Annotated in this window: 23 protein-coding genes; 14 read left to right on the forward strand and 9 right to left on the reverse strand. The window is 59.5% G+C overall.

The annotated features are described in order from the left end of the window. The first annotated feature begins 17 nt into the window (after positions 1 to 17). From dnaE to tilS, 3 genes are all read left to right on the forward strand, one after another. A complete protein-coding gene (gene dnaE, locus B7L15_RS07395; RefSeq protein WP_085918352.1) occupies positions 18 to 3,521 on the forward strand; it encodes a DNA polymerase III subunit alpha in 3,504 nt (1,167 codons plus the stop codon). A gap of 99 nt (positions 3,522 to 3,620) precedes the next feature. Next, a complete protein-coding gene (gene accA, locus B7L15_RS07400; protein WP_085918353.1) occupies positions 3,621 to 4,577 on the forward strand; it encodes an acetyl-CoA carboxylase carboxyl transferase subunit alpha in 957 nt (318 codons plus the stop codon). Further along, positions 4,558 to 5,823, forward strand: coding sequence for a tRNA lysidine(34) synthetase TilS (tilS, locus tag B7L15_RS07405; protein ID WP_085918354.1), 1,266 nt, complete (start codon positions 4,558 to 4,560; stop codon positions 5,821 to 5,823). Before accA ends, tilS begins: the two co-directional genes overlap by 20 nt. Here tilS and ppx read toward each other — a convergent pair. Continuing rightward, positions 5,810 to 7,366 (reverse strand): exopolyphosphatase, encoded by a 1,557-nt coding sequence (gene ppx / locus B7L15_RS07410; protein ID WP_085918355.1) that lies wholly within the window; start codon positions 7,364 to 7,366, stop codon positions 5,810 to 5,812. The genes tilS and ppx overlap by 14 nt on opposite strands. A gap of 483 nt (positions 7,367 to 7,849) precedes the next feature. Here ppx and rho point away from each other — a divergent pair, with 483 nt between their 5' ends. The 8 genes from rho to B7L15_RS07440 all read left to right on the forward strand — a co-directional run bounded on the left by rho (position 7,850) and on the right by B7L15_RS07440 (position 14,398). Then, on the forward strand, positions 7,850 to 9,109 hold the full coding sequence (rho, locus tag B7L15_RS07415; RefSeq protein WP_066322024.1) for a transcription termination factor Rho: 1,260 nt from the start codon (positions 7,850 to 7,852) through the stop codon (positions 9,107 to 9,109). A gap of 50 nt (positions 9,110 to 9,159) precedes the next feature. After that, positions 9,160 to 10,662, forward strand: a complete 1,503-nt coding sequence (gene ubiD / locus B7L15_RS07420) for a 4-hydroxy-3-polyprenylbenzoate decarboxylase (RefSeq protein ID WP_085918356.1) — start codon at positions 9,160 to 9,162, stop codon at positions 10,660 to 10,662. 37 nt (positions 10,663 to 10,699) lie between these two features. Continuing rightward, positions 10,700 to 11,440 carry an NAD(P)H-flavin reductase gene (locus tag B7L15_RS07425; RefSeq protein WP_085918357.1) on the forward strand — a complete coding sequence of 247 codons (741 nt, stop codon included), beginning with the start codon at positions 10,700 to 10,702 and terminating at the stop codon, positions 11,438 to 11,440. Positions 11,441 to 11,542: 102 nt separating this feature from the next. After that, the gene (locus B7L15_RS19750; protein ID WP_254902877.1) at positions 11,543 to 11,668 is read left to right on the forward strand and encodes a hypothetical protein; all 126 of its coding nucleotides are present in this window, start codon (positions 11,543 to 11,545) and stop codon (positions 11,666 to 11,668) included. A 132-nt stretch (positions 11,669 to 11,800) separates the two neighbouring features. Beyond that, on the forward strand, positions 11,801 to 11,974 hold the full coding sequence (locus B7L15_RS19540; protein ID WP_176243656.1) for a hypothetical protein: 174 nt from the start codon (positions 11,801 to 11,803) through the stop codon (positions 11,972 to 11,974). Between the two features lie 4 nt (positions 11,975 to 11,978). Continuing rightward, positions 11,979 to 13,046, forward strand: a complete 1,068-nt coding sequence (locus B7L15_RS07430; protein ID WP_085918358.1) for a 3-deoxy-7-phosphoheptulonate synthase — start codon at positions 11,979 to 11,981, stop codon at positions 13,044 to 13,046. A gap of 83 nt (positions 13,047 to 13,129) precedes the next feature. Then, positions 13,130 to 13,630, forward strand: coding sequence for a DUF3087 family protein (locus B7L15_RS07435; protein WP_085918359.1), 501 nt, complete (start codon positions 13,130 to 13,132; stop codon positions 13,628 to 13,630). Between the two features lie 33 nt (positions 13,631 to 13,663). Continuing rightward, the gene (locus B7L15_RS07440; RefSeq protein WP_085918360.1) at positions 13,664 to 14,398 is read left to right on the forward strand and encodes an MliC family protein; all 735 of its coding nucleotides are present in this window, start codon (positions 13,664 to 13,666) and stop codon (positions 14,396 to 14,398) included. On the opposite strand, the gene B7L15_RS07445 is transcribed toward B7L15_RS07440, so the two are convergent. Next, the gene (locus B7L15_RS07445) at positions 14,395 to 15,483 is read right to left on the reverse strand and encodes a metal-dependent hydrolase (RefSeq protein WP_085918361.1); all 1,089 of its coding nucleotides are present in this window, start codon (positions 15,481 to 15,483) and stop codon (positions 14,395 to 14,397) included. The genes B7L15_RS07440 and B7L15_RS07445 overlap by 4 nt on opposite strands. A gap of 195 nt (positions 15,484 to 15,678) precedes the next feature. Here B7L15_RS07445 and gloA point away from each other — a divergent pair, with 195 nt between their 5' ends. Next, entirely contained in the window at positions 15,679 to 16,119 is a 441-nt protein-coding gene (gene gloA / locus B7L15_RS07450) for a lactoylglutathione lyase (RefSeq protein WP_085918362.1), read from the forward strand. Between the two features lie 23 nt (positions 16,120 to 16,142). After that, entirely contained in the window at positions 16,143 to 16,604 is a 462-nt protein-coding gene (locus B7L15_RS07455; RefSeq protein WP_085918363.1) for an META domain-containing protein, read from the forward strand. Positions 16,605 to 16,609: 5 nt separating this feature from the next. Here B7L15_RS07455 and B7L15_RS07460 read toward each other — a convergent pair whose 3' ends face one another. Then, a complete protein-coding gene (locus B7L15_RS07460; RefSeq protein WP_085918364.1) occupies positions 16,610 to 17,743 on the reverse strand; it encodes an FAD-dependent oxidoreductase in 1,134 nt (377 codons plus the stop codon). 45 nt (positions 17,744 to 17,788) lie between these two features. Continuing rightward, a complete protein-coding gene (locus tag B7L15_RS07465) occupies positions 17,789 to 18,967 on the reverse strand; it encodes a GGDEF domain-containing protein (RefSeq protein ID WP_254902878.1) in 1,179 nt (392 codons plus the stop codon). A gap of 370 nt (positions 18,968 to 19,337) precedes the next feature. Here B7L15_RS07465 and B7L15_RS07470 point away from each other — a divergent pair, with 370 nt between their 5' ends. Continuing rightward, positions 19,338 to 19,748, forward strand: coding sequence for a transcriptional regulator (locus B7L15_RS07470; protein ID WP_085918366.1), 411 nt, complete (start codon positions 19,338 to 19,340; stop codon positions 19,746 to 19,748). Between the two features lie 23 nt (positions 19,749 to 19,771). On the opposite strand, the gene B7L15_RS07475 is transcribed toward B7L15_RS07470, so the two are convergent. Genes B7L15_RS07475 through B7L15_RS07495 form a run of 5 tightly spaced genes read right to left on the reverse strand, consistent with a single transcriptional unit; the run spans position 19,772 to position 25,568 of the window. Continuing rightward, entirely contained in the window at positions 19,772 to 21,913 is a 2,142-nt protein-coding gene (locus tag B7L15_RS07475) for an FAD-dependent oxidoreductase (RefSeq protein ID WP_085918461.1), read from the reverse strand. Between the two features lie 57 nt (positions 21,914 to 21,970). After that, positions 21,971 to 22,585, reverse strand: a complete 615-nt coding sequence (locus B7L15_RS07480; RefSeq protein ID WP_085918367.1) for a TIGR04282 family arsenosugar biosynthesis glycosyltransferase — start codon at positions 22,583 to 22,585, stop codon at positions 21,971 to 21,973. Then, complete coding sequence (locus tag B7L15_RS07485; RefSeq protein WP_254902879.1) at positions 22,575 to 23,273, reverse strand: TIGR04283 family arsenosugar biosynthesis glycosyltransferase; 699 nt, start codon at positions 23,271 to 23,273, stop codon at positions 22,575 to 22,577. The genes B7L15_RS07480 and B7L15_RS07485 overlap by 11 nt, the downstream gene beginning before the upstream one ends. Beyond that, positions 23,260 to 23,892, reverse strand: coding sequence for an ATP-binding cassette domain-containing protein (locus B7L15_RS07490; RefSeq protein WP_085918369.1), 633 nt, complete (start codon positions 23,890 to 23,892; stop codon positions 23,260 to 23,262). The genes B7L15_RS07485 and B7L15_RS07490 overlap by 14 nt, the downstream gene beginning before the upstream one ends. Next, positions 23,889 to 25,568: an ABC transporter permease gene (locus B7L15_RS07495; protein ID WP_085918370.1), complete on the reverse strand. Its 1,680-nt coding sequence runs from the start codon at positions 25,566 to 25,568 to the stop codon at positions 23,889 to 23,891. Before B7L15_RS07495 ends, B7L15_RS07490 begins: the two co-directional genes overlap by 4 nt.

Genomic DNA, 25,568 nt, shown 5'->3' on the forward strand with positions numbered 1-25,568 from the left:
TTTTTACCGAGAGTCTCATGACGGTTCCGTTCGTTCATCTACGTTTGCACAGTGAATATTCCCTGGTCGATGGCTTGGTCAAGCTCAAGTCCCTGGTCAGCACGACCGCTGAGCGCGAGATGCCAGCGCTGGCGCTGACCGACGAAGCCAACCTGTTTGGTCTGGTAAAGTTTTATAAGGCTGCCCAGGGCGCTGGTCTGAAGCCTATTATCGGCAGCGACTTGTGGCTGCATAATCCCCACGACGAGGCGCACCCCTACCGGCTGACGCTGCTGGCGATGAACGATATCGGTTATCGCAATTTGACCGAACTGATTTCCAGAGGCTGGACCGACGGCCAGCGGCAGGGCCGCGCCATTCTGGATAAACAGTGGGTGCTTTCACAAAGTGAAGGACTGATTGCGCTGTCTGGGGCGCGCGATGGTGAAATAGGCCGCCACCTGCTTTCCGACCACGAGCGCGAAGCACGTGGGTTGCTGGAGGAGTGGCAGCAGGCGTTCCCCGACCGTTTCTACCTTGAGCTCATCCGCACCGGGCGGCCCCTGGAAGAAGACTGTGTGCATGCCAGCGTGAAACTGGCGATTGACACCCAGACACCGGTGGTGGCGACCAACGATGTGCGTTTCCTGGAGCGCGATGACTATTGGGCCCATGAAACACGCGTGGCGATCGGTGAAGGCAAGGCGCTTGATGACCCGCGGCGCGAGCGTCGCTATACCGAAGAGCAGTATCTCAAAAGCCCTGCCGAGATGGCCGAGCTGTTTGCCGACATTCCCGAGGCGCTGGAAAACAGCGTGATGATCGCCGAGCGCTGCAGCGTCGACGTGCGGCTCGGTGAGATATTCCTGCCCGAGTTCGAAATTCCCGAGGGCATGACCCAGGACGAGTTTTTCCGCAAGATTTCCCACGATGGTCTCACGGACCGGCTGGATTTTTTGTACCCCGCCGAGCGTTACCCGCGCGACGGTGATGAGTACAAGGCAATCGACCAGCGCTATCGTGAGCGGCTCGATTTCGAGTTGAACATCATCATCCAGATGGGCTTTCCCGGTTACTTCCTGATCGTGATGGACTTTATCCAGTGGGCCAAGGACAACAATGTTCCGGTAGGGCCCGGTCGCGGTTCCGGTGCGGGTTCACTGGTGGCCTACGCGCAGAAGATCACCGACCTTGATCCCATCGGTTACGATCTGCTTTTCGAGCGGTTCCTGAACCCCGAGCGGGTTTCCATGCCCGACTTTGACGTCGACTTCTGCATGGAGAAGCGCGACCGCGTCATCGAGTACGTGGCCGACCGCTATGGGCGTGATGCGGTATCGCAGATTGTCACCTTTGGCACCATGGCCGCCAAGGCGGTGGTGCGCGACGTCGCTCGCGCCCAGGGCAAGCCCTATTCGCTGGGCGACAAACTCTCCAAGCTGATTCCCTTTGAAGTGGGCATGACGCTCGATAAGGCGATCGAGCAGGAAGCGGCGCTGAAAGAATTTATCGACAGCGATGAAGAAGCTGAAGAAATCTGGGAAATGGCCCTCAAGCTGGAGGGCACCACCCGGGGCACCGGCAAGCACGCCGGGGGCGTGGTGATCGCGCCTACCAAGCTCACCGACTTTTCGCCGTTGCTCTGCGATGAGGACGGTTCGGGCCTGATGGTGCAGTTCGATAAAAACGATATCGAAGACGCCGGGCTGGTGAAGTTCGACTTTCTGGGGCTGCGCACGCTGACCATTATCGACTGGGCGCTGGAAATGGTCGACAAGGTGCGCGAAGCCAACGACCAGGGGCCGCTCAATATCGACGCCATTCCCCTGGACGATGGCAAGACCTTCGAGATGCTCAAGCGTGCCGAGACCACGGCGGTGTTCCAGCTGGAATCCCGCGGCATGAAGGAACTGATCAAGCGCCTGTTGCCCGATTCACTCGACGACATGATCGCCCTGGTGGCGCTGTTCCGCCCCGGCCCGCTGCAGTCGGGCATGGTGGACGACTTTATCAACCGCAAGCACGGCCGCGCGGAAGTATCTTATCCACACCCTGATTACCAGCACGAGCTGTTGAAAACGGTGCTGGCTCCCACCTATGGCATCATCCTGTACCAGGAACAGGTCATGCAGATCGCCCAGGTGATGGCGGGCTACACGCTCGGCCAGGCCGACATGCTGCGCCGGGCGATGGGCAAGAAAAAGCCCGAGGAAATGGCCAAGCAGCGCGCCGGCTTCATGGAAGGCTGCGCCGCCAACGGCATTGATAAAGACCTGGCGGGCAATATCTTTGATCTGGTAGAGAAGTTTGCTGGTTACGGCTTCAACAAGTCGCACTCGGCCGCCTACGCACTGGTCTCGTACCAGACCGCCTGGCTCAAGGCGCACTACCCGGGGCCCTTCATGGCGGCGGTGATGTCCACGGAAATGGACAATCTGGATAAGGTTGTGCCGCTGATTGAAGAGTGCCGAAACCTCAAGCTGACAGTGACCCCACCGGACGTCAATGTGGGCGGCTACAAGTTCACCGTCGACATTGAGGGCCGCGTGGTATACGGACTGGGGGCGATTCGTGGCGTTGGTGAGGGTCCGATTGGCGCCATCGTTGACGCTCGTGAGGCAGGCGGCGCATTCAGCGACCTCTTCGATTTCTGCAAGCGTATTGACCCCAAACGCATGAACAAGCGCACGCTGGAAGCGCTGATCCGCTCCGGCGCGCTGGATAATCTGGGGCCGAATCGCGCCGTGCTAGCCGCTGCCATGGAAGACGCTCTCAAGGCCGCCGCGCAAAATCACACCAACCAGAATCTGGGTATGCTGGATATGTTCGGCGAGGCGTTTGCCGCTGAAGAAGAGGCGGTAGATGTCTACGCTGAATACCGCCACGTCCGTGAATGGACCGACCGCGAACGGCTGTCCGGTGAGAAAGATACCCTCGGCCTTTATCTGACAGGCCACCCGATTGACGAGTACGAGCGTGAATTAAAGCGCTTTGTATCGACGCGGATCAGCGATTTAAAAGCGTCCTGGGAGCCCCAGCGTATCGCTGGTTTGGTGGTGGCCATGCGCACCATGAAATCAAAGCGCGGCGATACCATGGCGTTTATCACCCTGGATGACCGCACCGGGCGCATCGAGGCCTCGCTATTTGGCGAGCTGTTCGAACAATTGCGTGGGCAAATCGCCGCCGATGAAGTGGTGATTATCGAAGGTGAGGTGTCCAACGATGACTTCTCCGGTGGGCTCAAGCTGCGCGGCAAGGATGTCACGCCCATGGTGGCGGCTCGCGCCCGCTTTGGTCAGGCAGTGGAGTTGGCACTGGATGCCCAGCAGCTCAACGGCCGTCTGGTCGAGAGCTTGCGCGCCAGCCTGTCACCATTTCGCGACGAGGCCGGGTTGCCTGTCCGCCTGCAGTATCGACACCCCGATGCCGTGGGCTGGCTGGAACTGGCGGATGAATGGAAGGTCGCCCCCAGCGATGATTTGCTGCTCACCCTGCGCGATGTCCAGGGGCAGGTGGGTGTCCAGCTACGGTACAAGTAATGCGCGTTCTTCGTGGTGCCTTGCGTGATAGGGTCAGGGTGCGATAATGGCGTCATACATGCGCGTTTCGACAAGGCTTATTTTTAACAGGCAGAGCCGATGAATCCTAATTATCTCGATTTTGAACAGCCCATTGCCGAGCTTCAGGCAAAAATTGAAGAGCTGCGTCTGGTCAGTTCCGATAGCCAGGTCAATCTTTCCGACGAAATCGCCCGGCTGGAAGAGAAAAGCCGCAAGCTGACGGAGTCGATTTTCAAGGATTTGACCCCTTGGCAGGTGTCCCAGCTGTCGCGCCACCCCCAGCGCCCCTACACGCTTGATTACCTTGAGCATATCTTCAGCGACTTTGACGAGCTGCACGGCGATCGCAATTTCGGCGATGATGCCGCCCTCGTCGGCGGTGTGGCGCGCCTGGATGATAAGCCTGTCATGGTGATCGGCCACCAGAAGGGCCGCGACGTGAAGGAAAAGGTGCGGCGCAATTTTGGTATGCCGCGTCCCGAAGGCTACCGCAAGGCCTGCCGACTGATGGAAATGGCCGAGCGCTTCAAGATGCCGGTGCTGACCTTTATCGACACGCCGGGGGCCTACCCGGGGATCGACGCCGAAGAGCGCGGTCAGTCCGAGGCGATTGCCTACAACCTGGCGGTCATGTCGCGCCTGAAGACGCCAATTATCTCCACGGTGGTCGGTGAGGGCGGTTCCGGCGGCGCACTGGCGATTGGTGTGTGCGATGAACTGCAGATGCTGCAGTACTCGACCTATTCGGTGATCTCGCCGGAAGGCTGCGCGTCGATTCTGTGGAAGAGCGCCGACAAGGCTTCAGACGCTGCTCAGGCGATGGGCATTACCGCCGAGCGCTTGAAAGAGCTGGGTTTTGTCGACTCGCTGATCAAGGAGCCGTTGGGTGGCGCGCACCGGCATCCGGTGACGACGTCCGAACGCATCAAGGAAGCATTGACGGCGAGCATCGACCGGCTGCAACAGATGGATACCGAGGCGCTACTGGCGCGTCGCTATGACCGCCTGATGAGTTATGGCGCCCCAGCCGCCTGAATCGCTGGCTGGCCTGCTCAATGACGCCCTGGTGGAAACCCCACCGGGGCGATCTATTTGGGTGGCCGTCTCCGGCGGACTGGATTCGTCGCTACTTTTGACACTGGCCGCGGACGCCTGCCGAAAGGTCCGACGTCGCCTACGAGCGCTGCACGTCAATCATGCGTTGCAACCCGCCGCCGACGCGTTTGAAGCGCACTGCCAGGCGTTGTGTGCCAGGCTCGGCGTGCCCCTCACGGTGGCCAGGGTAACGGTCGAACGCCAGGGCGAAGGGCTTGAAGGTGCTGCTCGCCGGGCGCGCCTGGCCGCCTTTCGACAGCATATCCCGCCTGGCGATACACTCTGGCTGGCCCAGCATCAGGACGATCAGGCTGAAACGCTGCTGCTGGCCGCGATGCGTGGTAGCGGGGTTCGCGGACTCGCCGCTATGCCCTATCGCCGTGACTGGCAGGGCATCACCCTGTTGCGTCCCTGGCTTGATATAGGTCGTGATCAGCTCGCCGAAACGGCCAGGGCCATGCAGCTAGCCTGGTGCGACGACCCGACCAACGACGACGTTGCCCTGGACCGCAACCTGCTGCGCCACCAGGTAGTGCCGCGACTTGAAGCGCGCTGGCCTGCAGCACGCCGGGCGCTATCGCAAAGCGCCCGCCTCGCGGGAGAAGCCGACGCCTTGTTGGCCGCCTACGCCGGTGAAGAACTGCAAACCCTGCAAGAGGGTGATGGCCTGAACGTGACCGCGTTGCGCTCACGCGACCGCCCTCGCCAGCGCCTGCTGGTGCGCACATTGTGTCAGCAGGCGGGCTTGCCCACGCCGCCGCGAGAGCGTCTGGAAACCCTGCTTGATCAACTGATGGCCGGGCGCGACGCTCAGGTGCGCGTCACTTGGCCGGGGGCCGATGCCCGGGTGTGGCGAGAGAGATTGTTTGTGATGCCGCCGTTAGAGAGCCCGCTACCCTGGCAAATCACCTGGAACGGTCAGCCGGGCATCGACACGCCGCTGGGTCCGCTTGCGCTGACGCTCGATACCGACCAGCCGGTGACGCTGCGCTGGCGCCAGGGAGGCGAGGTGATTCGACTGCCAAAGCGAGGCCGCCGGGCGGTAAAGCGGCTGTTGCAAGAAGCCCACTTGCCGCCCTGGCAGCGCGAGTGGATAGTCATGGTGATGCAAGAAGATGAATGTCTGGGCGTGATTCAGCCGCCCGCCACCATCTTGTGGCGGGCGGACGGCGTCAGGTTGGGCTAATGGGTTGCTCAACAAGATGCAGGCTGAACCCCGCCGTCTCCATGTAGCCTTGTTCCTGTTCCAGATCTGTGCTCAACAGTGTTGGCTCGTCGCTTTCAGGCAGCGTGATCGTCAATTGATCACCGTTGGCGCTTACCTCGGGGAGCGGCGGGGCGTGTTCAGGCCGTGAATGGTTGAACAACACCGCCAGCCGCAGTAGGCGCGCCAGCTTGGCGCTTTGTGCCTGCTGGCTTTTAGGCATCGCCTGCCACTCTTTTAGGGGGAATTTGCGCCGGTGGGCGCGGACTAAAAACGCCAGCAGTTGCTGTTCCGGGCGGGAAAAGCCGGCCAGATCCGAATGTTCAATCAGGTAAGCGCCGTGGCGGTGAAACTGGCTGTGGGAAATGGCCAGGCCAATTTCGTGTACGTGACTCGCCCAGCGTAAATAACGCCTGAGTGAGTTGTTCAGCGACCAGTCACCTTGGAGGGCATCAAATAATCGACTGGCGGTATCCGCCACGTTGTCTGCCTGCCGGTTATCCACGTCATAGGTGCGCTTTAGCACGTCGAGGCTTTTCGAACGGGTATCTTCGGCGCTATTACGCCCCGCCATGTCATACAGCACTCCCTCGCGCAGGGCGCCGTCGGCAAAGCGCATCTGCTCAAGGTCGAAGGCTTCGAAAATAGCGCTCAATATGGCGATCCCGGCAGGAAACACCTTGGCGCGGTCAGACTTCAAACCGTCGAGCTCGACCTTATCGAGCCGTTTGCACTTGATAAGCCGTTCGCGCAGCTTTTTCAGGCCGCTGCGGGTAATCAGGCCCTCCTGGGTCGTGTCGCCATAGGCGAAGAGCACGCTGGCCGCTGCCTTGATCGTGCCGCTGGAGCCCACCGGGTCGTCCCAGCCCAGGCGCTGATAAGGTCGCTGAATATTGGCCAGCTCCGAAAGTGCCGCCAGCTCGGCACGGCGCATGCGCTTTTCGCTGAGCTCGCCTTCGGGGAAAAAGCGCCGCGAAAAGGTCACGCAGCCCATGCGCAGACTCTCCAGCGCTCTGGGCTCAAAGGCCTCGCCGATGATGAACTCGGTGGACCCACCGCCGATATCGACAATCAAGCGACGACCGTTTTCCGCCAGGGCATGGGCAGCACCCAGGTAGATCAGGCGGGCTTCTTCGCGGCCGGCAATTATCTCGATGTGGTGACCAAGCTGGGCCTCGGCGCGTTCGATAAAGGCCTGGCTGTTATGCGCATCGCGCAGCGCATTGGTTCCCACAATACGCAAATGTTGCTGGGTAATACCGGTAAGGAACGGTGCAAACCGTCCCAAACAATCCAACGCTCGTTGAATGGCGGCCTCACTGAGCTGGCCCTCCTCATCCAAACCGGCGGCAAGCTGGACCTTTTCGCCGAGGCGTGCCACGACTTGAAGGCGCTCATTCTGGTAGTTGGCCACCAGCAGATGAAAGCTGTTCGACCCCATGTCGATGGCCGCTAAACGTTGTGGTGCCCCGTTGTCGGCCGCTGCGTCAGCGGCATCAGTGGGGAGCGAAATGTCCTTGGGCATGAGCTATCCTTCGTGTTGACTGACCCAAGGTTGCGGTGGGCTTTATTTATTGTCAATTGCCAAAAGCTTGCGTTTGACGCGGGGGTTGACTAACATCGAGCTACTGGCTTGATACGACCGGATTTACCCATATATTACCCAGGTCGCCCCAGGCATCATTTAGCGCTGTAACTGGCGCAATTGCGCGGTGAAGCTTTTGACTATCGCGTCCAATGATGTCGGCCAGATGTCCAAGTCGTCAGATAGCCCGCTGGCCCAGCCGTTCCTGTGCTGACCAGACTTATCAGCACTAGCACCCTCGAACTGAGCCACCATTGATCATGTGGTTAACAAGTCTCAGTCTAGCCCCTTTATTCGAGTGAGTGCCTTCTTCGGGGTCTGAACGCATCACACGGCGCCTAGCCATATAATCAAGAGCTACGCCTCCTGTCCTATTTAGGCGCTTAGCGCCCAGCTTTCATGAGCAACTTTCTAATCACACCGATGAATCTCACTGAACTCAAGCAAAAAACCGTTCCCGAGCTGCTCGATATCGCCCGTGAAATGGGTATCGATAACTTGGCCCGTTCGCGCAAGCAGGACATCATCTTCGCCATCCTCAAGAAGCACGCCAAAAGCGGCGAGGATATCTACGGCGATGGGGTGCTGGAAATTCTTCAGGATGGCTTTGGCTTTTTGCGCAGCGCCGACAGCTCTTATCTCGCCGGGCCGGACGATATCTATGTCTCGCCCTCGCAAATCCGTCGCTTTAATCTGCGTAAAGGCGACTCCATCTCGGGCAAGATCCGGCCGCCCAAAGAGGGCGAGCGTTATTTTGCGCTGCTCAAGGTCAGCCAGATCAACTTTGACCGCCCGGAAAACGCCAAGCACAAGATTCTCTTCGAGAACCTGACGCCGCTGTTTCCGGACGATCGCCTGCGCATGGAAATCGGTAATGGTTCCACCGAGGATCTGACCTCGCGGATCATCGACCTGACAGCGCCGATCGGCAAAGGTCAGCGTGGCCTGCTGGTGTCACCCCCCAAAGCGGGTAAGACACTGATGTTGCAGAACATCGCCACCTCGATCACGCGCAATAACCCCGAATGTCATTTGATCGTCCTGTTGATCGATGAGCGCCCCGAGGAAGTGACCGAGATGTCGCGCACCGTGCGTGGCGAAGTGGTCGCCTCAACCTTCGATGAGCCGCCCGCCCGACATGTGCAGGTGGCCGAGATGGTCATCGAGAAAGCCAAGCGGCTGGTCGAGCACAAAAAGGACGTGGTGATTCTGCTTGATTCCATCACCCGCCTGGCGCGTGCTTACAACACCGTGGTGCCAAGCTCGGGTAAAGTGCTGACCGGCGGTGTGGATGCTCACGCGCTCGAGAAGCCCAAACGCTTCTTCGGTGCGGCGCGTAATATCGAAGAGGGCGGCAGCCTGACGATTATTGCCACGGCCCTGGTAGATACCGGTTCGAAAATGGACGAAGTCATTTTCGAGGAATTCAAGGGCACCGGTAACATGGAAGCGCACCTGGACCGTAAACTGGCTGAAAAACGCGTCTTCCCGGCGATCAATATCCGTCGCAGCGGCACGCGTCGTGAAGACCTGCTGGCCTCCGAAGAAGAGATGCAGCGCATGTGGATATTGCGCAAGCTGTTGAATCCTATGGAGGACACCGCTGCCACCGAGTTCCTGATTGACCGCTTGAAAGATACCAAGACCAATCTGGAGTTTTTTGACGCGATGAAGCGCCGCTAAGGTTTCCTCAAACAGGCCTAGCGGCATGATGGCCAGCCAGGGAGTGTGCATTGAAGTACCATGATTTGCGCGAGTTCATCACGGCTCTTGAGGCCCAAGGCGAACTGAAGCGAATTACCGCTGAAGTTGATCCCTATCTGGAAATTACCGAAATCTGCGACCGCACGCTGCGTGCCGGTGGCCCGGCGCTGCTGTTCGAAAACGTCAAGGGTCACGACATGCCGCTGCTGGGCAACTTGTTCGGCACGCCCAAACGGGTAGCGCTGGGCATGGGGCAGGAGTCGGTCGAGGCGCTGCGCGAAGTTGGCAAGCTGCTGGCCTTTTTGAAAGAGCCCGACCCACCCAAGGGACTTAAAGACGCCTGGAGCAAGCTGCCCATCTTCAAGCAGGTGCTCAGCATGGGCCCCAAGCAGGTCAAGCGCGCGCCGGTGCAGGAGATTGTGTTCGAGGGAGATGAGGTCGACCTGGGTCGTCTGCCCATCCAGCACTGCTGGCCTGGCGACGCAGCGCCGCTGGTGACCTGGCCGTTGGTGATCACCCAGGGGCCGCATAAAAAGCGCCAGAACCTGGGGATCTACCGCCAGCAGAAGATCGCCAAAAATCGCCTGATCATGCGCTGGCTATCCCATCGCGGCGGAGCGCTGGATTTTCAGGAATTTCAAAAGGCGCACCCGGGCGAGCCGTTCCCTGTGGCGGTCGCCCTCGGCGCCGACCCGGCGACCATCCTGGGCGCAGTGACCCCGGTACCCGATACACTGTCCGAGTATGCCTTTGCCGGGTTGTTGCGTGGTTCGCGCACCGAGCTGGTGAAATGTGGTCACGCCGAACTGGACGTGCCTGCCTCGGCGGAAATTATCCTCGAAGGCTTCATCTATCCCGACGATATGGCGCCTGAAGGCCCCTACGGGGATCACACCGGGTATTATAACGAGGTCGACCACTTCCCGGTGTTTACCGTGACGCGCATGACCATGCGCCGTGACGCAATCTATCATTCGACCTACACCGGCAGGCCACCGGACGAGCCCGCCATCCTGGGCGTGGCGCTCAACGAAGTGTTTGTGCCCATTCTGCACAAGCAATTCCCTGAAATTATCGACTTCTACCTGCCCCCTGAAGGCTGTTCCTATCGCATGGCGGTGGTCACCATGAAGAAACAGTACCCCGGCCACGCCAAGCGCGTGATGATGGGGGTATGGAGTTTTTTACGCCAGTTCATGTACACCAAGTTTGTTATCGTGCTGGATGATGATGTGGACGCGCGTAATTGGGAAGATGTCATGTGGGCCATCACCACGCGTATGGATCCGGCCCGTGATACCGTCATGGTGGAAAACACCCCGATCGATTATCTCGATTTTGCGTCTCCCGTGTCGGGGCTGGGGTCGAAAATGGGCCTGGACGCCACCAACAAGTGGCCGGGGGAAACCGATCGTGAGTGGGGCACGCCCATCGTGATGGATGAAGATATCAAGGCCCGGGTCGATGCGCGTTGGGAAAGCCTGGGTATCGATATTCCCTTGCCGTCACCGCGCAAAGGCAGCGGCGCTTAGCCAGTATCCCGACTGATTTTTAACCAAAGAGGCTTTCATGAGTGCAAGGATGTTGACTTGCCAGGTCACGGCCGTCGAGGACCTCAATCCCGACGTATTCGGTGTCACCCTTGAAGGGCGCGCCGAGGCCATGCAGCACGCGCCAGGACAATATTTAGAGCTCAAGCTCGATGAGTCGACCTGGGTACCCTTTTCGATCGCCAGCGCCGAGCGTGGCGACGGTATCCTGGAGTTGCACATTCAGCACTGGCCTGAGCGAGAAAACTCGGCGCGTCTGCGGGAGCTTTTGCAGGTCGCCAATCAACTGACCGTGCGGCTCCCCGGTGGGGATTGCGTTCTGGATGCCCAAAGCACGCGCCCGCTATGGTTGATTGCGGCAGGTACCGGCTTCGCGCAAATGAAGGCAATCATTGAAGCATCGCTGAAAACCCAGCCTGAGCGCCGGATCTCTCTGTGGTGGGCGGTGCGTGAGCATCGCGATCTTTACGCCGAGGTGCTGGCCTGCGACTGGGCACAGCGTTATCCCAATGTCGACTTTCAGGCCGTCACCGAGTTTCCGCTGACGGAACCGATGGCCCCCGGCGAGCGCATTAGCCACCATCAGGGGCGTATAGACCTGGCGCTTGAACAGGCATCCATGACGCCCAGCGAATGGGACGTTTATATTTCCGGCTCGCCCGGTATGGTGTATGCCTGCATGGACGTGCTGGAGCGCAAGGGACTCGCTGAGGACCGGGTGTTCTCAGACGTGTTCTCCTACGCACCGCGCAACCAATAGCCCTTGGCGACGAGTTGCTATTCGCGGCGCATGCAGGCAAGATAAGTTCATAGATTGCAACATTCGGCCCGCATCCGGCCAATATTTCCATCGGGACGCTTTATGTCATCATCACGCGCTACATTAACGACTGATCGCCTGCCAGGAATGGCGGGTGGAAGCTGCGTGCAAGGCGTCCTTGGTTTTGGCTATTGGTTTAGCGACGGTGTGCCGATGGCCGACGCCTAACGTCGCGCCTGCAGGCACACCCCAAGGGTTGCCTGCCGACTGCAAAGAAGCCCCGGCTGGTAACCCCACCGGGGCTTCTTGCGTTTCGAGCGTTCTTTCTTGTTCACAGGTATTTCATTAAGGAGCTGACCCATGACCTATCGCGATTTTGTCCACACCATGGTGAACCGCTATCCCGGCTACCGCTATGGCTGGCGATTTAGCGACGCGCGGTCGGTGACAGCTGCCACCTCCGACTGTGCCCTGGCAGGTGGCGCGCTGGATACACGATGTCATGGTCGATGTCAGACCCCTACGGAGAGTTAACCCAATGAACGCCACTGCAAGCTCGATGCTCAATACTGCTGCTACCTCTACTGCCATAAGCGAGTCCGCCGCGATGCTGCCGACGCCTCTCGAATTACGTCGCGACCTGCCACTCGATGGCGCCCTTGACGAACAAATTGCCGACCAGCGCCGCGCTGTGCAGCGTATTCTTACCGGTCAGGACGACCGTCTGCTGGTGGTTGTCGGCCCCTGCTCGGTGCATGACCCCGCTGCCGCGCTCGAGTACGCTGACCGCCTGGCCGCCTTGAGTGACGAGGTAAGCGACTACCTCCTGCCGGTGATGCGGGTGTATGTCGAAAAACCGCGTACTACCGTCGGCTGGAAAGGGCTGGCGTACGACCCGCATCTGGATGGCCGAGGCGATATGGCACAGGGGCTAGCGCTTTCCCGTGAGCTGATGCAGGGCGTGGCAAGGCGGGGCTTACCCGTCGCGACGGAACTGCTCCAGCCCATGCTGGCACCTTATCTACAGGATGTCCTCAGTTGGGTTGCCATCGGCGCGCGTACCACGGAATCGCAGCTGCACCGTGAGCTTGCCAGTGACCTGGCAGCGGCAGTCGGCTTCAAGAACGCCACGAGTGGCGATGTCCAGGTAGCGATCGACGCCATGCAGGCGGCAGCGCATTCGCATCAGCGGTTTGCCCTTGATGACGAGGGCCGTCCGGTCATGCAGCAAACGGCAGGCAACCCGCATACCCATGTGGTGCTGCGAGGCGGCCATGGCGAACCCAATTACCAGGCCCACCATGTACGTAAGGCGGTTAACACACTGCGTGAAGCCGGGCAGAACCCGCGTTTGATGGTTGACTGCAGCCACGCCAATGCGCGTAAGGACCACCGTCGCCAAAGCGAAGTCATGCTTGATGTGCTCGCCCAGCGCCAAGCGGGTGAGGCCAATCTGGTCGCGCTCATGCTGGAAAGCCATCTGTTTGAAGGCAAGCAGCCGTTAAAGCCTGGTGCCATGCGTTACGGCGTATCGGTTACCGATGCCTGTGTGGGCTGGGAAACCACCGAGCACCTGCTGAAAACCGCCGCGGAGCGGTTGGCATAGGTCCCTAACACAATGACTTGTTTGCCCTGGCCAGCCCCGTATCATGGGTGGATGTCACTCTTTTCCCGTTTGTGAGGTTGGCCATGGTGTTTACCCTAGAGCCCTACGATTCCCATACCTATCGCCGCAAGGCGCGTATGATCACTTTCATCATGGTCGGGCAACTGCTGATTTTTGGCCTGCTGTTTGCCATGCTGCTGACCGCCACCTTTGGTCAGAGTTTAGGGCTGAACGTATTAGGCGGCATACTGGGGCTGCTGGCCACCAGTGCCATGTTTGCAGCGCTGCGCGACCGGCCGTGGATGCAGGAAGTAGGCTATGTATGGCAGCTCAAGCAGCACCTGTCGCGGATCAACAGCCATCTGCCGGCACTACGTCAGGCGATGCAGGAAGATAACCGCACGGCGCTGGATATTCTGGCGTTTTATCATCAAGGGTTGGCGCAACTGGCCGAGTTCAATGGTCGTGCGCCCAGTGATGACGACGAACGCCAGCGAGTTAACGAGCGGCGCGAGGCACTTGCCTTGCCACTCCAGGTCGAGCAGTTTGATCCTCAGGATTTACATGCCTTTAAACGCGGCTAATTTATCTATCCGTTACGTCAGGAGTGTACCGTCATGATGACACCGTCACGGTTTTTTGTATTAGGTTGTGCTTTTGTAGCGATCAGCGGTTGTGCTGCCATGGAGTCGCCTACGAGCGCCGAAAGGACGAAAGACAATGCTGGCGGGGATGCCAAAGCCCCCTTGTTCCCGTCAGCCCTGTTTTCCGGTCAGGCCGAACAGTTCGACGCCTGGCACTGTCGCCCGGCGAATCAGCATTTAATCACGGCGGTCGATGGTGACGTGCTACGGCTCTGGTCCTTGCACGGGGCTTGGCGCTTGCCGCAAGCGGTTGTCGCCAGTGGCGCCCGGTACCAGGATGGCGAGATCAGCTTCTGGAACCGCGGTGAACAGGCGCTGGTAGAAACGCCGCGCGGTCAACTCAAGTGTGACCTGGCCGCCCGACGGGAGGCTTCGACCCGTAGGGACCACCCCGGTGTCATGTTCCGTGGTCAGGGCAACGAGCCCGGCTGGACGGTCGAACTTGCCCATGACGCGCCCAAACTTACACTATCGACCGACTACGGCGAGAACGTTGAAACGCTGCCCTACATGGTCAGCGTGATGGATAACGACGCTGGGCGTGTAGTGCTTGAGAACGCCAATGCCGACGACTTTTTCCGGGTGCGTATTGAAGCCGGTGCCTGCTTCGACGGCATGAGCGGTCATCCTTTCCCGGCGCGGGTAACGCTCACCATGGATGGTGAGCAGTACAGTGGGTGTGGTCAGGGGATCGCACCGTCAGCCTAAGGGTTGTTGGATGACGCGCAAGGCAGTGCAAGAGGCTCGGGCTGCCATTTGGGCATGACAAAGGTAGTGGCGCAGAGCGCATCGCGATTGCCCACTGCGCGAGCTGCCAGGCGTGACAGCGTTGTGGCGTCTAGGTCTCGCTCGCTGGCAATTTCCACGCTGATGGCGACCGGCTGCCAGGCATTGTTCTGGCGGGTGGCGAGGCTGAAGTTGAACGGATGATACCCGGGAAAACCCAACCGAAGATCGGTGGCCAGCAGGGTGAGCTGACCATCTATGGAGCGCATCTCGTAGCGTAAAAACGGTCCGGCAAACCACGCCAGGCGCTGACCCGCCCGGCTATCAAGCGCAACGCTTTCCAGCGTCGCGCCCCGGCGCAGCGGTTCAAGTGTCGGGGGCGCGGCGCGATCAAAAACGCTCACCAGACTTTCATGGTAGCGATCACCGTCAACCACAGTGGCACGCCACAACAGAATATTGAACGGTGTCGGCTGTACCAGGATCGGCGCATCCTCAAGCCCCTGCTCAGCGAGTACGGGGGCAAGCCGATGCTCAACGGTCAGCTTTGCGCTGAAAGCCAGTAACAGGTAAACGCAGGATATTCCCAGTCCCCAGGCGCACCAGTGCCGTACCCGGCGGGTAAGCAGGGCGATGACAAGGCAGGCGAGCAGAGTGAGCGAGTAAAAGGGGTCAATAATGAAGACAATCGGCCAGGCCACCGGTGGGGACTCAAGTGGCCACAAAAGCTGCGTACCATAGGTGGTCAAGGCATCCAGAAGCGGGTGAGTGATCAGGACCAGACCGAAGAAAGCGCTCCATCGAGCAAGCGGTATATCGCTAGCGGGCGCAACGCGAGCACTGACGAGTGCCAGTAAACCGGCAAGTCCCGTGAGTACAAAAAGCGAATGACTGAAGCCGCGGTGCTCGGTGACGTTGGCGACTGCATCGCCGTAGTCGATCATCACATCGAGGTCGGGCAGGGTGCCTAGCAGAGCGCCGAGGATAACCGCTTTGCAGCCTAGCCGACGCCCTAAAACGGCGCCCCCAACGGTTGCACCCAGCGCTGCCTGTGTGACTGAATCCAAGGGTGTTTCTCCGTTATCATGTTGGTGTTACAAGCGTACTGTTAAAAGCAATATCTGTATAGATATTGTATAATTCATGGCGCTGATTCGTGGATTATGCCTAGCTCACATTGGCAGCCGCAAAAATGCGGTTGGAATGCTAAGCTGGGTGCGTTTGCATTAATTTCGTCACACGACGCAACAAGGAGAGATGGCATGCAATACCTGCACACAATGGTACGCGTCAGTGATCTTGACGCATCGCTGCACTTCTACTGTGAGCTGCTGGGACTCAAGGAAGTCCGTCGTAAAGAAAACGATAAGGGCCGTTTTACGCTGGTGTTTCTTGCCGCGCCGGAGGATGAAGCACGCTCTTCACGCCTCACCGCGCCGGAAATTGAACTGACTTACAACTGGGACCCCGAAGAATATACCGGCGGCCGCAACTTTGGTCACCTGGCCTACCGTGTGGACGATATCTATGCGCTTTGTCAGAAGCTCCAGGACAATGGGGTGACCATCAATCGCCCGCCCCGCGATGGCCACATGGCGTTCGTCAAGTCGCCGGACGGTATCTCGGTTGAGCTGTTGCAAAAAGGCGATGCGCTGGCACCGCAAGAGCCTTGGGCCTCCATGGAAAATACCGGCAGCTGGTAATTGAGCGATAAGGACAGATCATCATGACCATCAATAACTGGCGGTTACTGCCATGGCTTGCTTCGGCAGCGCTATTGCTGAGTGCCTGTAGCAGCGCGCCGGGGCCAAGTTCCGCGCCAGACCCGGAACCAGGCGGAGACTCACTTTCCGGACCGGTCATCGAGCAGCGCTGGAACCTGCTACTGGTTGGCACCAACGAGCGGTTGTCGATGCCTGACACCCCGTTCTTTGAAATTAGCCGTGACGGTAGCGTGCGTGGCCACGATGGCTGCAATCGTTTTACCGGTGAAGCCACACTGGGTGGCAACCAGCGTATCGAGTTCAGCGAGCTGGCCACTACCCGTATGGCCTGTCCGCAAATGGGCGATGCAGAGAAGGTGACCGATATGCTGGAGACCGCTTATCGTTACCTGATCGACCATGACCGGCTGGTATTTTTCGGTCCGGACAGTCGCGTGCTGGGCGGCTGGCGCGAATCGAACTGATTTAATCAGTCCTCAAAAGGCGGGTTGAAGCGGGCGATAAAGCGCGCATCAATCCGCTTCTTCCAGTGCCATACCCACCTCCCGGAAACGCCCATGGCGCCCCGGCTGGCAATGGCCCGGCCACCACCGGTGCCGATCAGCGCCAGCACACGTTTGGGTGGCTGCCAGGCTGACAAGGTTTCTCCGCGGCATGCCGCACGCAGGTTACCTGCCAGGCGTGATCCCATACGTACTGCATAAACGCCCGCGTTGGGTAACGGCGGATCAAAGGCGGTGCAGTCGCCGGCCGCCAAGATGGTCGGGTGGCCGACCACTGCCAGGGTCTTTTCCACCTGAATAAACCCCTGCGTATCCAGCGGCAGTCGGGTATCAGAAAGCCAGCGGTGGCCGACAGCCCCGGTGGCCCAGAGCACGATATCCGCCTCGATGTGTTTGCCTTCGTGAGTCACTACGCCGCCGTCCACCAGCGCTTCGCCGCGTACGCGGGAGTGAATCCGAATGCCTGTCTTGGCTAACGCCCGTTGCATCAGCCAGCGTGGCAAGCGCCCGGCCTCGGGGAGCAGCTTTGGCGACGCGCTGAGCAGATGACCCTGCCAGCTAACGTCCGGGCGCTGATGGCGGAGTTGTTCCATCACGCTCATCAAGGTTTCGCAGCCCGCCGCGCCGCCGCCTACGCCTACCACCCGCTGGCTTGCGCCGGGGGGCAGCTGTTCGACATCATCGCGCAATGCCTGCCAGCGGTAATGGAGTGAGCTGAGCGGGCGCATGGCCAGCAGCTGGGGTAGGTGTTGGCCATGCTGCTCGGGGAGTGTCAGCGTCGACCCCACATTGAGCGAGGCCACGTCAAAGTGCAGTACATCGCCGTTGGCCAGGGTGACCTGACGTGCCGACGTGTCCAACGTCACCGCAGGAGAGTCGATAAAACGTGCCCCGGCCCGCTGGCAAAGTGCTGCCACGTCAATCTGTGTCTCGCGCAGTGTACATTCGCCAGCCAGCCAGGCCGGTACGCTACCGGAATAGGCCGCCAGCGGACTGTCGCTGACCACGGTGATGGCGAGCTCGGCTTCTGGCTGTTTGGCAAAGGCTTCCAGCACAAAGGCGTGGGCATGCCCCGCACCGATCAGTAAAAGATGCTGCATGCCAATGGCCCTCAAAACGCGAGTGTATTGAAACGATATGTTGTCTTAACAGATCATAACCTGATTTTTACCCGCTGTTTTAGCAAGATACATGCCCTTATCCACTCGCTCTAACAATTGACGGGGGCTCTCATCTGTTCGAATGGTCGTAAGCCCTGCACTGATGGTCACGGAATCCGGAATCGCAAACGAGTGTTGTTCGATATGACGGCGGAGTCGTTTGGCGATGCAAACCCCTTCGTTCAGTGTCACGTCAGCAATGATCACGATAAACTCTTCTCCGCCCCATCGGCCCAGGTGGTCGTTGCTGCGCAACGTTTGAGTCGCTAAACGTGCGATTTCTCGAAGTATGTCGTCTCCCGTGGGGTGGCCATAGGTATCGTTGATACGTTTGAAGTCATCAATATCAAACATCAACACCGCACAGGTCGCGTTGGAAGCGCACAATTCGTCAATAACGAACTCGGTATAGTAGCGATTCCAGCATCGAGTGAGGAGGTCGGTGTGAGCAAGGCTTTCCAGTCGCTGATTGGTTTTGCGCAACTGGCGGTTAACGTGTACGACGTCCAGGGCCGTAATCGCAACGGCCAGGTCATCGGCGAGCTCCAGCACCATGGACGCTTCAATCGGCAACCAGAAAGTGAGCTGGGCGATAGAGGTGACGTCACCGGGCGTCACCATGGCGTGTTGTCGGAAAATCAACAACCAACCCAGGTGGTTACTGGCCAGGTTTAAAGGGGCGGCAAGCCCTCCCTGGCAATCACCGTCTAATTCGATCGTGCTGTCCTGATCGGTTGTCGTATCCAGGTACCCCAGTTGCTGAAAAATCTGCTGGCGATCTGGGCATTCCCCGAAATAATAAAGCTCGCCCTTGTGGGTCAAGGCGATACCGTTTGCTTGAAAGATGTCACACCAGCCGTGACCATGACGCTGTAAAAAATCGGCAAGGCTCGTTAGCCGTTTTATGTCACGAGACAGTAGACGGCGGCGAGCTTTGAGCCTAAGCTGACGCTCGGCCATGTGTTTTGCCTTCAGCAGGTGCAGCCGCTGAGCGGCGATATCGATAAGGACGGTTACCCACTGCAAGGCGTCTTCCGGTGGGGCAGTCGGGAGTCCTATGTAACCCCAGACGTCATGCTCGCCTTTTAATTCATAATGGTGATAGTGGGACGTCCGTAATTCATCCTGTGAGCGAAAGGTAAGCAGTTGCCCGTGAGACGTCATGGTACTGGCTGCGGGGTAACAATAGGTCAGGCGAAGCTCTCCTGAATCTAATCGTCGGTAAAGCGCGATGGGTTGGTGGTCCGCCAACTCATGGAGCGTTTTTGTCAGCCTTTCAAAAAGCTCCTGAGGCGTTTTCGATGAGCTGATGAGGTCTAATGCGAGACACAGATCATCGAATGTACTGCCTGGTTTATTGGCTGGTGTAGAAGGTACGCCACTCATACGGAATGACTCCTAAAGCACGGTGCCCCCTAACCGCCAGGTCGTGCCTTGGTATGGGTGAAACGATGGGCTGGAATTGAAGTAACGATTCAATCAAAAGGTTAACCGTTATTCAACTATTATTGAATAATCGCTTCACATTGGCGGCATGAATGAAAAACAGATGTTCGCCGAGCGATTGAAAAACGCCATGCAAGCTGCCGGGTACGATGTACGCTCCTCTGTTCTGGAGCGTGAATTCAACCTGCGCTATTGGGGAAAGCCGATTACGTATCAGGCGGTCAGACGCTGGCTGCGCGGCGATTCCATTCCCAGCCAGGAAAAACTTCAGGTATTGGCGCATTGGCTGGCCATTGATCCTCACCAATTACGCTATGGAGCTGGGGGACAAGCGTCCATCAAGGAGCCGTCTGGTGTTTGGGAGACTTCTTCCAGCAACGAAGAGCGGCGCTTATTAGCGTTATATCGCCGCTTGCCCTCCGAGCAACGTAAGGTCGTTCTAGAAGTGATGGATACGTTTGCGAAAGCCTATTCAACGACAGATAGCCCGACTAAATAGGTGGTGTCTTGAGCGACCATTCGCTATGACTCACCGCGTCGCCAGTTGAAGTAGCGCTTTAAAAAATTGAGCACCCGTTCGGGTTTGTGGGCGTTCTTCCACACGCCCGCCGTCGCCTTGGCGGCTTCGCCCAGGGTCGGGTAAGGATGGATGGTGCCCAACAGCTTGTTTAGACCCAGGCCGTGTTTCATGGCGAGGGTGAACTCACCCAGCCATTCGCCGGCATTTTCGGCCACGATGGTCGCGCCAAGAATCCTGTCTCTGCCCGGCACGGTGAGCACCTTGATAAACCCCTGGGTGGCGCCTTCGGCAATCGCCCGGTCACTGTCTGCCATGGCGTAGCGGGTTACCTCGAAGGCGATGTTTTTCTCCCTGGCTTCCTTCTCGTTGAGGCCGACTCGCGCCACTTCGGGCTGGACGTAGGTGACGGCGGGCATAAAGCGGTAATCCACGGCAAAGCTTTTCAACTCGCCAAACAGCGCGTTCACCGCTGCGTGCCAGGCCTGGTGAGCGGCCGCGTGAGTCAACTGGTAGGGCCCGGCGAGATCCCCGCAGGCCCAGATATTCGGCAGTCGGGTTTGCAGTCGCTCGTTAAGCTCCAGTGTACCGGTAGGGGTTGTGGAGACGCCCAGTGCCTCAAGGCCCAGCCCTTCAATGTTGGCTTGGCGGCCGACACTCACCAGCAGATAGTCAAAGGCCAGTATCGAGCGCTCTCCCTGATGCTCCACGGCAAGCTGGTAGCCTGACGTGTCGTTGAGAACTTCCAGTGCCTTGGTGTCGGTCATCACCGTCACCCCTTCGTCCGTCAGGGTGTTTTCGACGGCTTCGCCGACCTCCTGGTCCTCCCGACCCAGCAACTGGTGCATGCCTTCTACCAGCGTGACCTGGCTGCCCAGGCGGGCGAAGCTCTGGCTAAGTTCACAGCCGATAGCGCCGCCACCGAGTACCACCAGGCGTTTAGGCAGTTCTGTCAGTGACCATAGGTTTTCAGAGGTGAGTACGGGCGCGTGCTCAATGCCCGGTAGCGGCGGCACCTTGGGGCGGGCGCCGGTGGCCAGCACGATATGGCGGGCAGTAACGGTTTGAGCACCGATTTGAACTTCCCAGGGCGACGTCAGAGTGGCGTGGTCCTGATACACCTCAACGCCCAGATCGGTGTAGCGCTCGACGCTGTCGTGGGGTTCGATATCGCGAATCGCTTGATGTACATGCCCCATGACCTTGGCGAAATCAATCTGCGGTTCGCTTGACGTCACGCCAAAGCGTGGTGCGGTGCGAATCTCGTGGGCGGCGCGGGCGGCCCGAATCAGTGCATTGGACGGTACGCAGCCAGTATTCAGGCAGTCGCCACCCATCTTGTGTTTTTCAACCAATGCCACCCTGGCGTTGACGGCGCTGGCGATATAGCTGGTCACCAGGCCGGCCGAGCCGCCGCCAATCACGACAATGTCGTAGTCAAAATGCGCTGGCCGATTGAACTCTTTGTAGGCTTTTCGCTTCTGTACCAGCAGGACAATGCGCCGCGCGATCCAGGGAAAAATCGCCAGGAGCGCAAAGGACGCCAGCAGCGTTGGTGAAATAATGCCGCCGAGGCTCTCAAGCTCCCCCAACTGGCCGCCGGCATTGACGTAAATGGCAGTGCCGGGAAGCATGGCGACCTGGCTCACCCAATAAAACGTCACGGTCTTGATGCGCGTCAGGCCCATCACCAGGTTGATCATGAAAAACGGGAACACTGGCACCAGACGCAGGGTGAAAAGGTACAGGGCACCGTCCCGCTCGACCCCGCGGTTCACCGATTCGAACTGACGCGGAAAGCGCTTTTCAATCGCCTGGCGGAATAAAAAGCGCGACAGCAAAAACGCCAGCGTAGCGCCCAATGTGCTGGCAAAGGAGATGATCAATAGCCCCCAGCCGAGCCCGAACAGCGTGCCACCCAGTAGTGTCAGCAGGGTTGCCCCGGGCAGCGACAGCGCGGTCATCACCACATACACGGCGAAAAAGATGCCCGCTACCTGCCAGGGGGATTGACTGAACGCCGCCTGAAAGTCGCTCTGGTAGGCTTTGAGGGTATCGAGGGTGAACCACTGGTGGGCACCGGTCAGAAAGAAAGCCCCGATGGCCACGATCAGTAAGGCTGCCATCAGTATACGTTGTCGGGTCACGGTCATCTCCAGGAAAGCGTTTCAGGGTAGAGGTCAGTGGGCGTGCAGCGTGTTTCCTTACACTGGCGCGCGGGTAGCTTGCCAGCGCTGCCAGTCTTCCGGTCGGTCAACGTCCCATACGGTGGCGGGGTAACTGGCGTGAAGGCCGAGTGCTTCAATCCGTTGCCGGGTCGCGCTAAGCACCCTGTCATTGCCCCAGGGAATCAACTCAAACAGCCCCGGATAGTCGCGGTGGGTGCCGATCAGCCCATAGCCGCCGTCCTCGGCGGGCAGCATGACCACGTCATGCGTGTGGAGCTGCTGCGCACAGGCCGTGATCAGATCGCTGGTGATGCTCGGGCAGTCACTGCCCATCACCATGGCGGGGCCTGACGCGCTGTTCAGTGCGTGACGGATGCGTGTCCCTAAATTGCCCTCCGGCTGGGGGGCGAGCGTCACGCCAAAGTGTTCGTAAAGCTCGCCAAACAGTGGGTGAGTATGGTCGAGTGCCGTCCACAGCGTGATGTGGTCAGCAGATAGTGCTTTGCAGGCATTGGCCACACAGTGGCGGACCAGTTGCGCATGGGCATCCGCGGCACCCTCTGGGCCGAGCAACGGCGCCAGGCGTGTTTTAGCCCGCCCTGGCAGCGGCGCCTTGGCCAGCAGGTGCAGGTGGAGCGTTTCACCGGGCATCGCGATACTCCCTGGCCAGTTGGGTGGCGCTAACGCCGCGCCAGTAGCGATAGCGCAGCCGCCACATCAGGCGGATGGTCGACCAGGCACCGTGTTGGTCCCAGCGCCTGCCTGAGCTTATCACTTTGCTGCGTAGACAGGCAGGATGCGACAGCTGTTTGAGCCGTTTAGACAGCTCAATGTCTTCCATCAGCGGTTGATCGGGAAAACCGCCGACTGCCGTGAAGGTGCTCGCGCGCACAAAAATGCCTTGGTCGCCGGTGGCGATGCCAGTGAGCCGAGAACGCAGATTCATCATCGTGCTTACCACGGGCAGCCAGCGGCTGCGGCCTGAGAGGTTGATGGCGAAGTGTCCCCAGGCATGGCGGCCAAGCGCCTGGGTTATCTGCTCAACGGCGTTCCCGGGCAGTTGAGTATCTGCATGCAGGAACAGTAACGCCGGGGCGCTGGCATGCTGTGCGCCGAGATTCATTTGCCGCGCCCGCCCCGGTTGACTGGCTATCACTCTATTCGCCAGCGGCCGGGCGATGTGAACGCTTGCGTCGCTACTGCCGCCATCGACGACGATGACTTCAACACCTTGGTCGCCAAGCGATGACAGTGCCGTTAAATGGTCCGCCAAAGAGGCTCCCTCGTTGAGCACCGGGATGACGATGCTGAGGCGAGCGGTTGGGTCAGCCGAGTTCAATGATCGGCCCTCCCGCGGCGTCGGCATCGGCGTGGTCGTGGGTGACCAGCAGCGCGGGGAGGCCTGCGTCGCGCAACTGGCGGAATACCAACGAGCGCATTTCCTGGCGCAGGGCCATATCCAGCTTGGAAAATGGTTCGTCGAGCAGCACCGCGTGTGGCTGTGAGAGCAGCAGGCGCATCAAGGCCACGCGGGCTTGCTGACCGCCGGAAAGCGTTGCCGGGTCGCGCTCCTCATAGCCTGCGAGCCCCACCTGGTGAAGCGCCTGGGCCACCTTCGGCTGTTTGTTGGCGGTGTGTTGGGGAATGCCAAAGTGCAGATTGCCGCCCACGCTGAGGTGAGGAAACAGCAGTGGATCCTGAAATAACAGCCCGAGTCCGCGTTTTTCGGCAGGCAGGGTGTCCAGCCTTGTGTCGGCCAGAAAGATTTGCCCCTGGGCTTTGAAGGCAGGCGATATGAATCCTGCCAGGTAGGCCAGCAGGGTTGATTTACCCGAGCCGGAGGGGCCCATGACGGTGAGCACCTCGCCGGGGGCAATGGTCCGATCGATGGCCAGCAGCCTTTCGCCATTCAGGGTGATCTGTACCTGCTGAATGTGCAGCGTCGGGTTCAGTGTCATGCAACTCCTCGCATCTGGCGACGTTTGGCCCAGGCCAGGCGCGGTATCAGCAGCGCCAGACTAAAGCCGATAAAGGGGAGTAGTGCCTGGAGCAGCGCGAGGACGGCGATCAGCCGTCGGTTGCCCCCGGATGCCATGGCCACCGCTTCGGTGGTAATGGTGGGGACACGCCCGCCGCCGAGTAGCAGTGTGGGTAAGTATTGGCCGATACTCACGGCCAAACTGACCGCGCAGGCGGTGAGCAGTGGCGCCAGCAGCAGCGGCAGGCGTACCTGCCAAAAAGCCCGCCAAGGCGAGGCCCCCAGCGAATGGGCAACCTGCAGCCAGCGAGGGTCCAGGCGTCGATAGGCTTCGGAGAGTGACAGGTAGAGATAAGGCGCTACAAAAAGTAAATGGGCGGCCACCACTAGCGTTCGTTGCGGGCGAACGTTAATGCTTTCCGCCGCGACCACCAAGCCAAACAGAAAGGCGACCTGGGGAATGATCAGCGGTAGATACAGCAGCCACTGGGAGCGGCTGGCCGGACGACGCTGGCGCACCTCATTCTCAAGGACAGCCACCACCAGCGCAGCGGCAATCAGTGTCGCCGCCAGCCCCACGCTTAAGGTATTCAACAGTGGCGTTGCCAGGCTGGGGAGAAGACGTTGCCAATGATCGAGCGTAAAGGTGCCGGGCAAGGCATCAGGAAAACGCCAGAAACCGGCCACTGAAAAGATCACCAGCCCCCCGATCGCGCTGATGGCCAAGAGTGTCGTGGTCGCCAGCAATAGTCGGCCACCCATGGCGATCACTACCGACCCCGTACTTCTTGCGCCATTGACCAGCCAGCCTTGACTAACCCGCTTGACACACTGCTCGCCGAGCCACCAGGTCAACAGCGCGGCCAGGGTGACGCCAAGCTGAAGCACGGCGCCGGCAGACGCCATGAAACGACGGTTCAGATCGGGGTCATTGAACCAGCTCAGAATCGAGACGCTCAGTGTAGGCGGTAAGGTCGGGCCAAGAATCATGGCCATATCAACCACCGACGTGGCGTAGGCAATCACCGCGTAAACGGGCAACCGAATCAGCGGGTAGAGCGCCGGGAAGACACTTTTCAGCCAGGCAATACTCGGGGCGTAACCCAGTGAGCGCGACAGCATGACACGCTGATCGGGTTGAAGCTGAGGCAGTGCGGCAAGACACATCAGCAGTAGAAAGGGGACTTCCTTGAGCACCAGCCCGGCCATCAATGTAAGCCCTATGGCGTCGTTGACGATGAGCCAGTCGGGAGGCCGCTCCCAGCCCGTCAGCCCGGGAGAGAGAAAACGTGCCAATAACCCGGAGGGCGCGATAAGGAAGGCAAGGCCAAACGCCACGGCCGCATGAGGGATCGCCAGCAAGGGTGAAACCAGCCGCCGGATGCCGCGATCAAGCCAGGTGCCGCGGCTGGCAGCCAGAAAAAGCCCCACCACCACCAGTGCCATGAGGGTGCTCAGCAATCCGCTGGCAAAGCTCACCGCTATCGAACGACCAAGCCCGGGTTGGGCGAACAGGCTTTGCCAGGGGGCCATGCTCACGGTGTTGCCGCCCAATGCAGGCAGATAGCCAAAGGCGGGCAGCAATACCATCAACAGGCCTGCCCCAACGGGCAGGACCAGTAGGGCAATAAGCAGCGTCGGGGCCAGGCGCAGCAT

Source organism: Halomonas sp. CSM-2 (assembly GCF_002119345.1).
Lineage (GTDB): Bacteria > Pseudomonadota > Gammaproteobacteria > Pseudomonadales > Halomonadaceae > Vreelandella > Vreelandella janggokensis.

Bases quoted from the DNA above. Each gene is read 5' to 3' on its own strand.
- B7L15_RS19540 (WP_176243656.1), top strand. From the start codon at position 11,801: ATGACCTATCGCGATTTTGTCCACACCATGGTGAACCGCTATCCCGGC.
- B7L15_RS07435 (WP_085918359.1), top strand. From the start codon at position 13,130: ATGGTGTTTACCCTAGAGCCCTACGATTCCCATACCTATCGCCGCAAG.
- ppx (WP_085918355.1), bottom strand. From the start codon at position 7,366: ATGCCCAAGGACATTTCGCTCCCCACTGATGCCGCTGACGCAGCGGCC.
- B7L15_RS07425 (WP_085918357.1), top strand. From the start codon at position 10,700: ATGAGTGCAAGGATGTTGACTTGCCAGGTCACGGCCGTCGAGGACCTC.
- B7L15_RS19750 (WP_254902877.1), top strand. From the start codon at position 11,543: ATGTCATCATCACGCGCTACATTAACGACTGATCGCCTGCCAGGAATG.
- B7L15_RS07480 (WP_085918367.1), bottom strand. From the start codon at position 22,585: ATGCCCGGTGAAACGCTCCACCTGCACCTGCTGGCCAAGGCGCCGCTG.
- B7L15_RS07460 (WP_085918364.1), bottom strand. From the start codon at position 17,743: ATGCAGCATCTTTTACTGATCGGTGCGGGGCATGCCCACGCCTTTGTG.
- accA (WP_085918353.1), top strand. From the start codon at position 3,621: ATGAATCCTAATTATCTCGATTTTGAACAGCCCATTGCCGAGCTTCAG.
- rho (WP_066322024.1), top strand. From the start codon at position 7,850: ATGAATCTCACTGAACTCAAGCAAAAAACCGTTCCCGAGCTGCTCGAT.
- dnaE (WP_085918352.1), top strand. From the start codon at position 18: ATGACGGTTCCGTTCGTTCATCTACGTTTGCACAGTGAATATTCCCTG.
- B7L15_RS07430 (WP_085918358.1), top strand. From the start codon at position 11,979: ATGAACGCCACTGCAAGCTCGATGCTCAATACTGCTGCTACCTCTACT.
- B7L15_RS07465 (WP_254902878.1), bottom strand. From the start codon at position 18,967: ATGACGTCTCACGGGCAACTGCTTACCTTTCGCTCACAGGATGAATTA.
- B7L15_RS07490 (WP_085918369.1), bottom strand. From the start codon at position 23,892: ATGACACTGAACCCGACGCTGCACATTCAGCAGGTACAGATCACCCTG.
- tilS (WP_085918354.1), top strand. From the start codon at position 4,558: ATGGCGCCCCAGCCGCCTGAATCGCTGGCTGGCCTGCTCAATGACGCC.
- B7L15_RS07495 (WP_085918370.1), bottom strand. From the start codon at position 25,568: ATGCTGCGCCTGGCCCCGACGCTGCTTATTGCCCTACTGGTCCTGCCC.
- B7L15_RS07470 (WP_085918366.1), top strand. From the start codon at position 19,338: ATGAATGAAAAACAGATGTTCGCCGAGCGATTGAAAAACGCCATGCAA.
- gloA (WP_085918362.1), top strand. From the start codon at position 15,679: ATGCAATACCTGCACACAATGGTACGCGTCAGTGATCTTGACGCATCG.
- B7L15_RS07440 (WP_085918360.1), top strand. From the start codon at position 13,664: ATGATGACACCGTCACGGTTTTTTGTATTAGGTTGTGCTTTTGTAGCG.
- B7L15_RS07455 (WP_085918363.1), top strand. From the start codon at position 16,143: ATGACCATCAATAACTGGCGGTTACTGCCATGGCTTGCTTCGGCAGCG.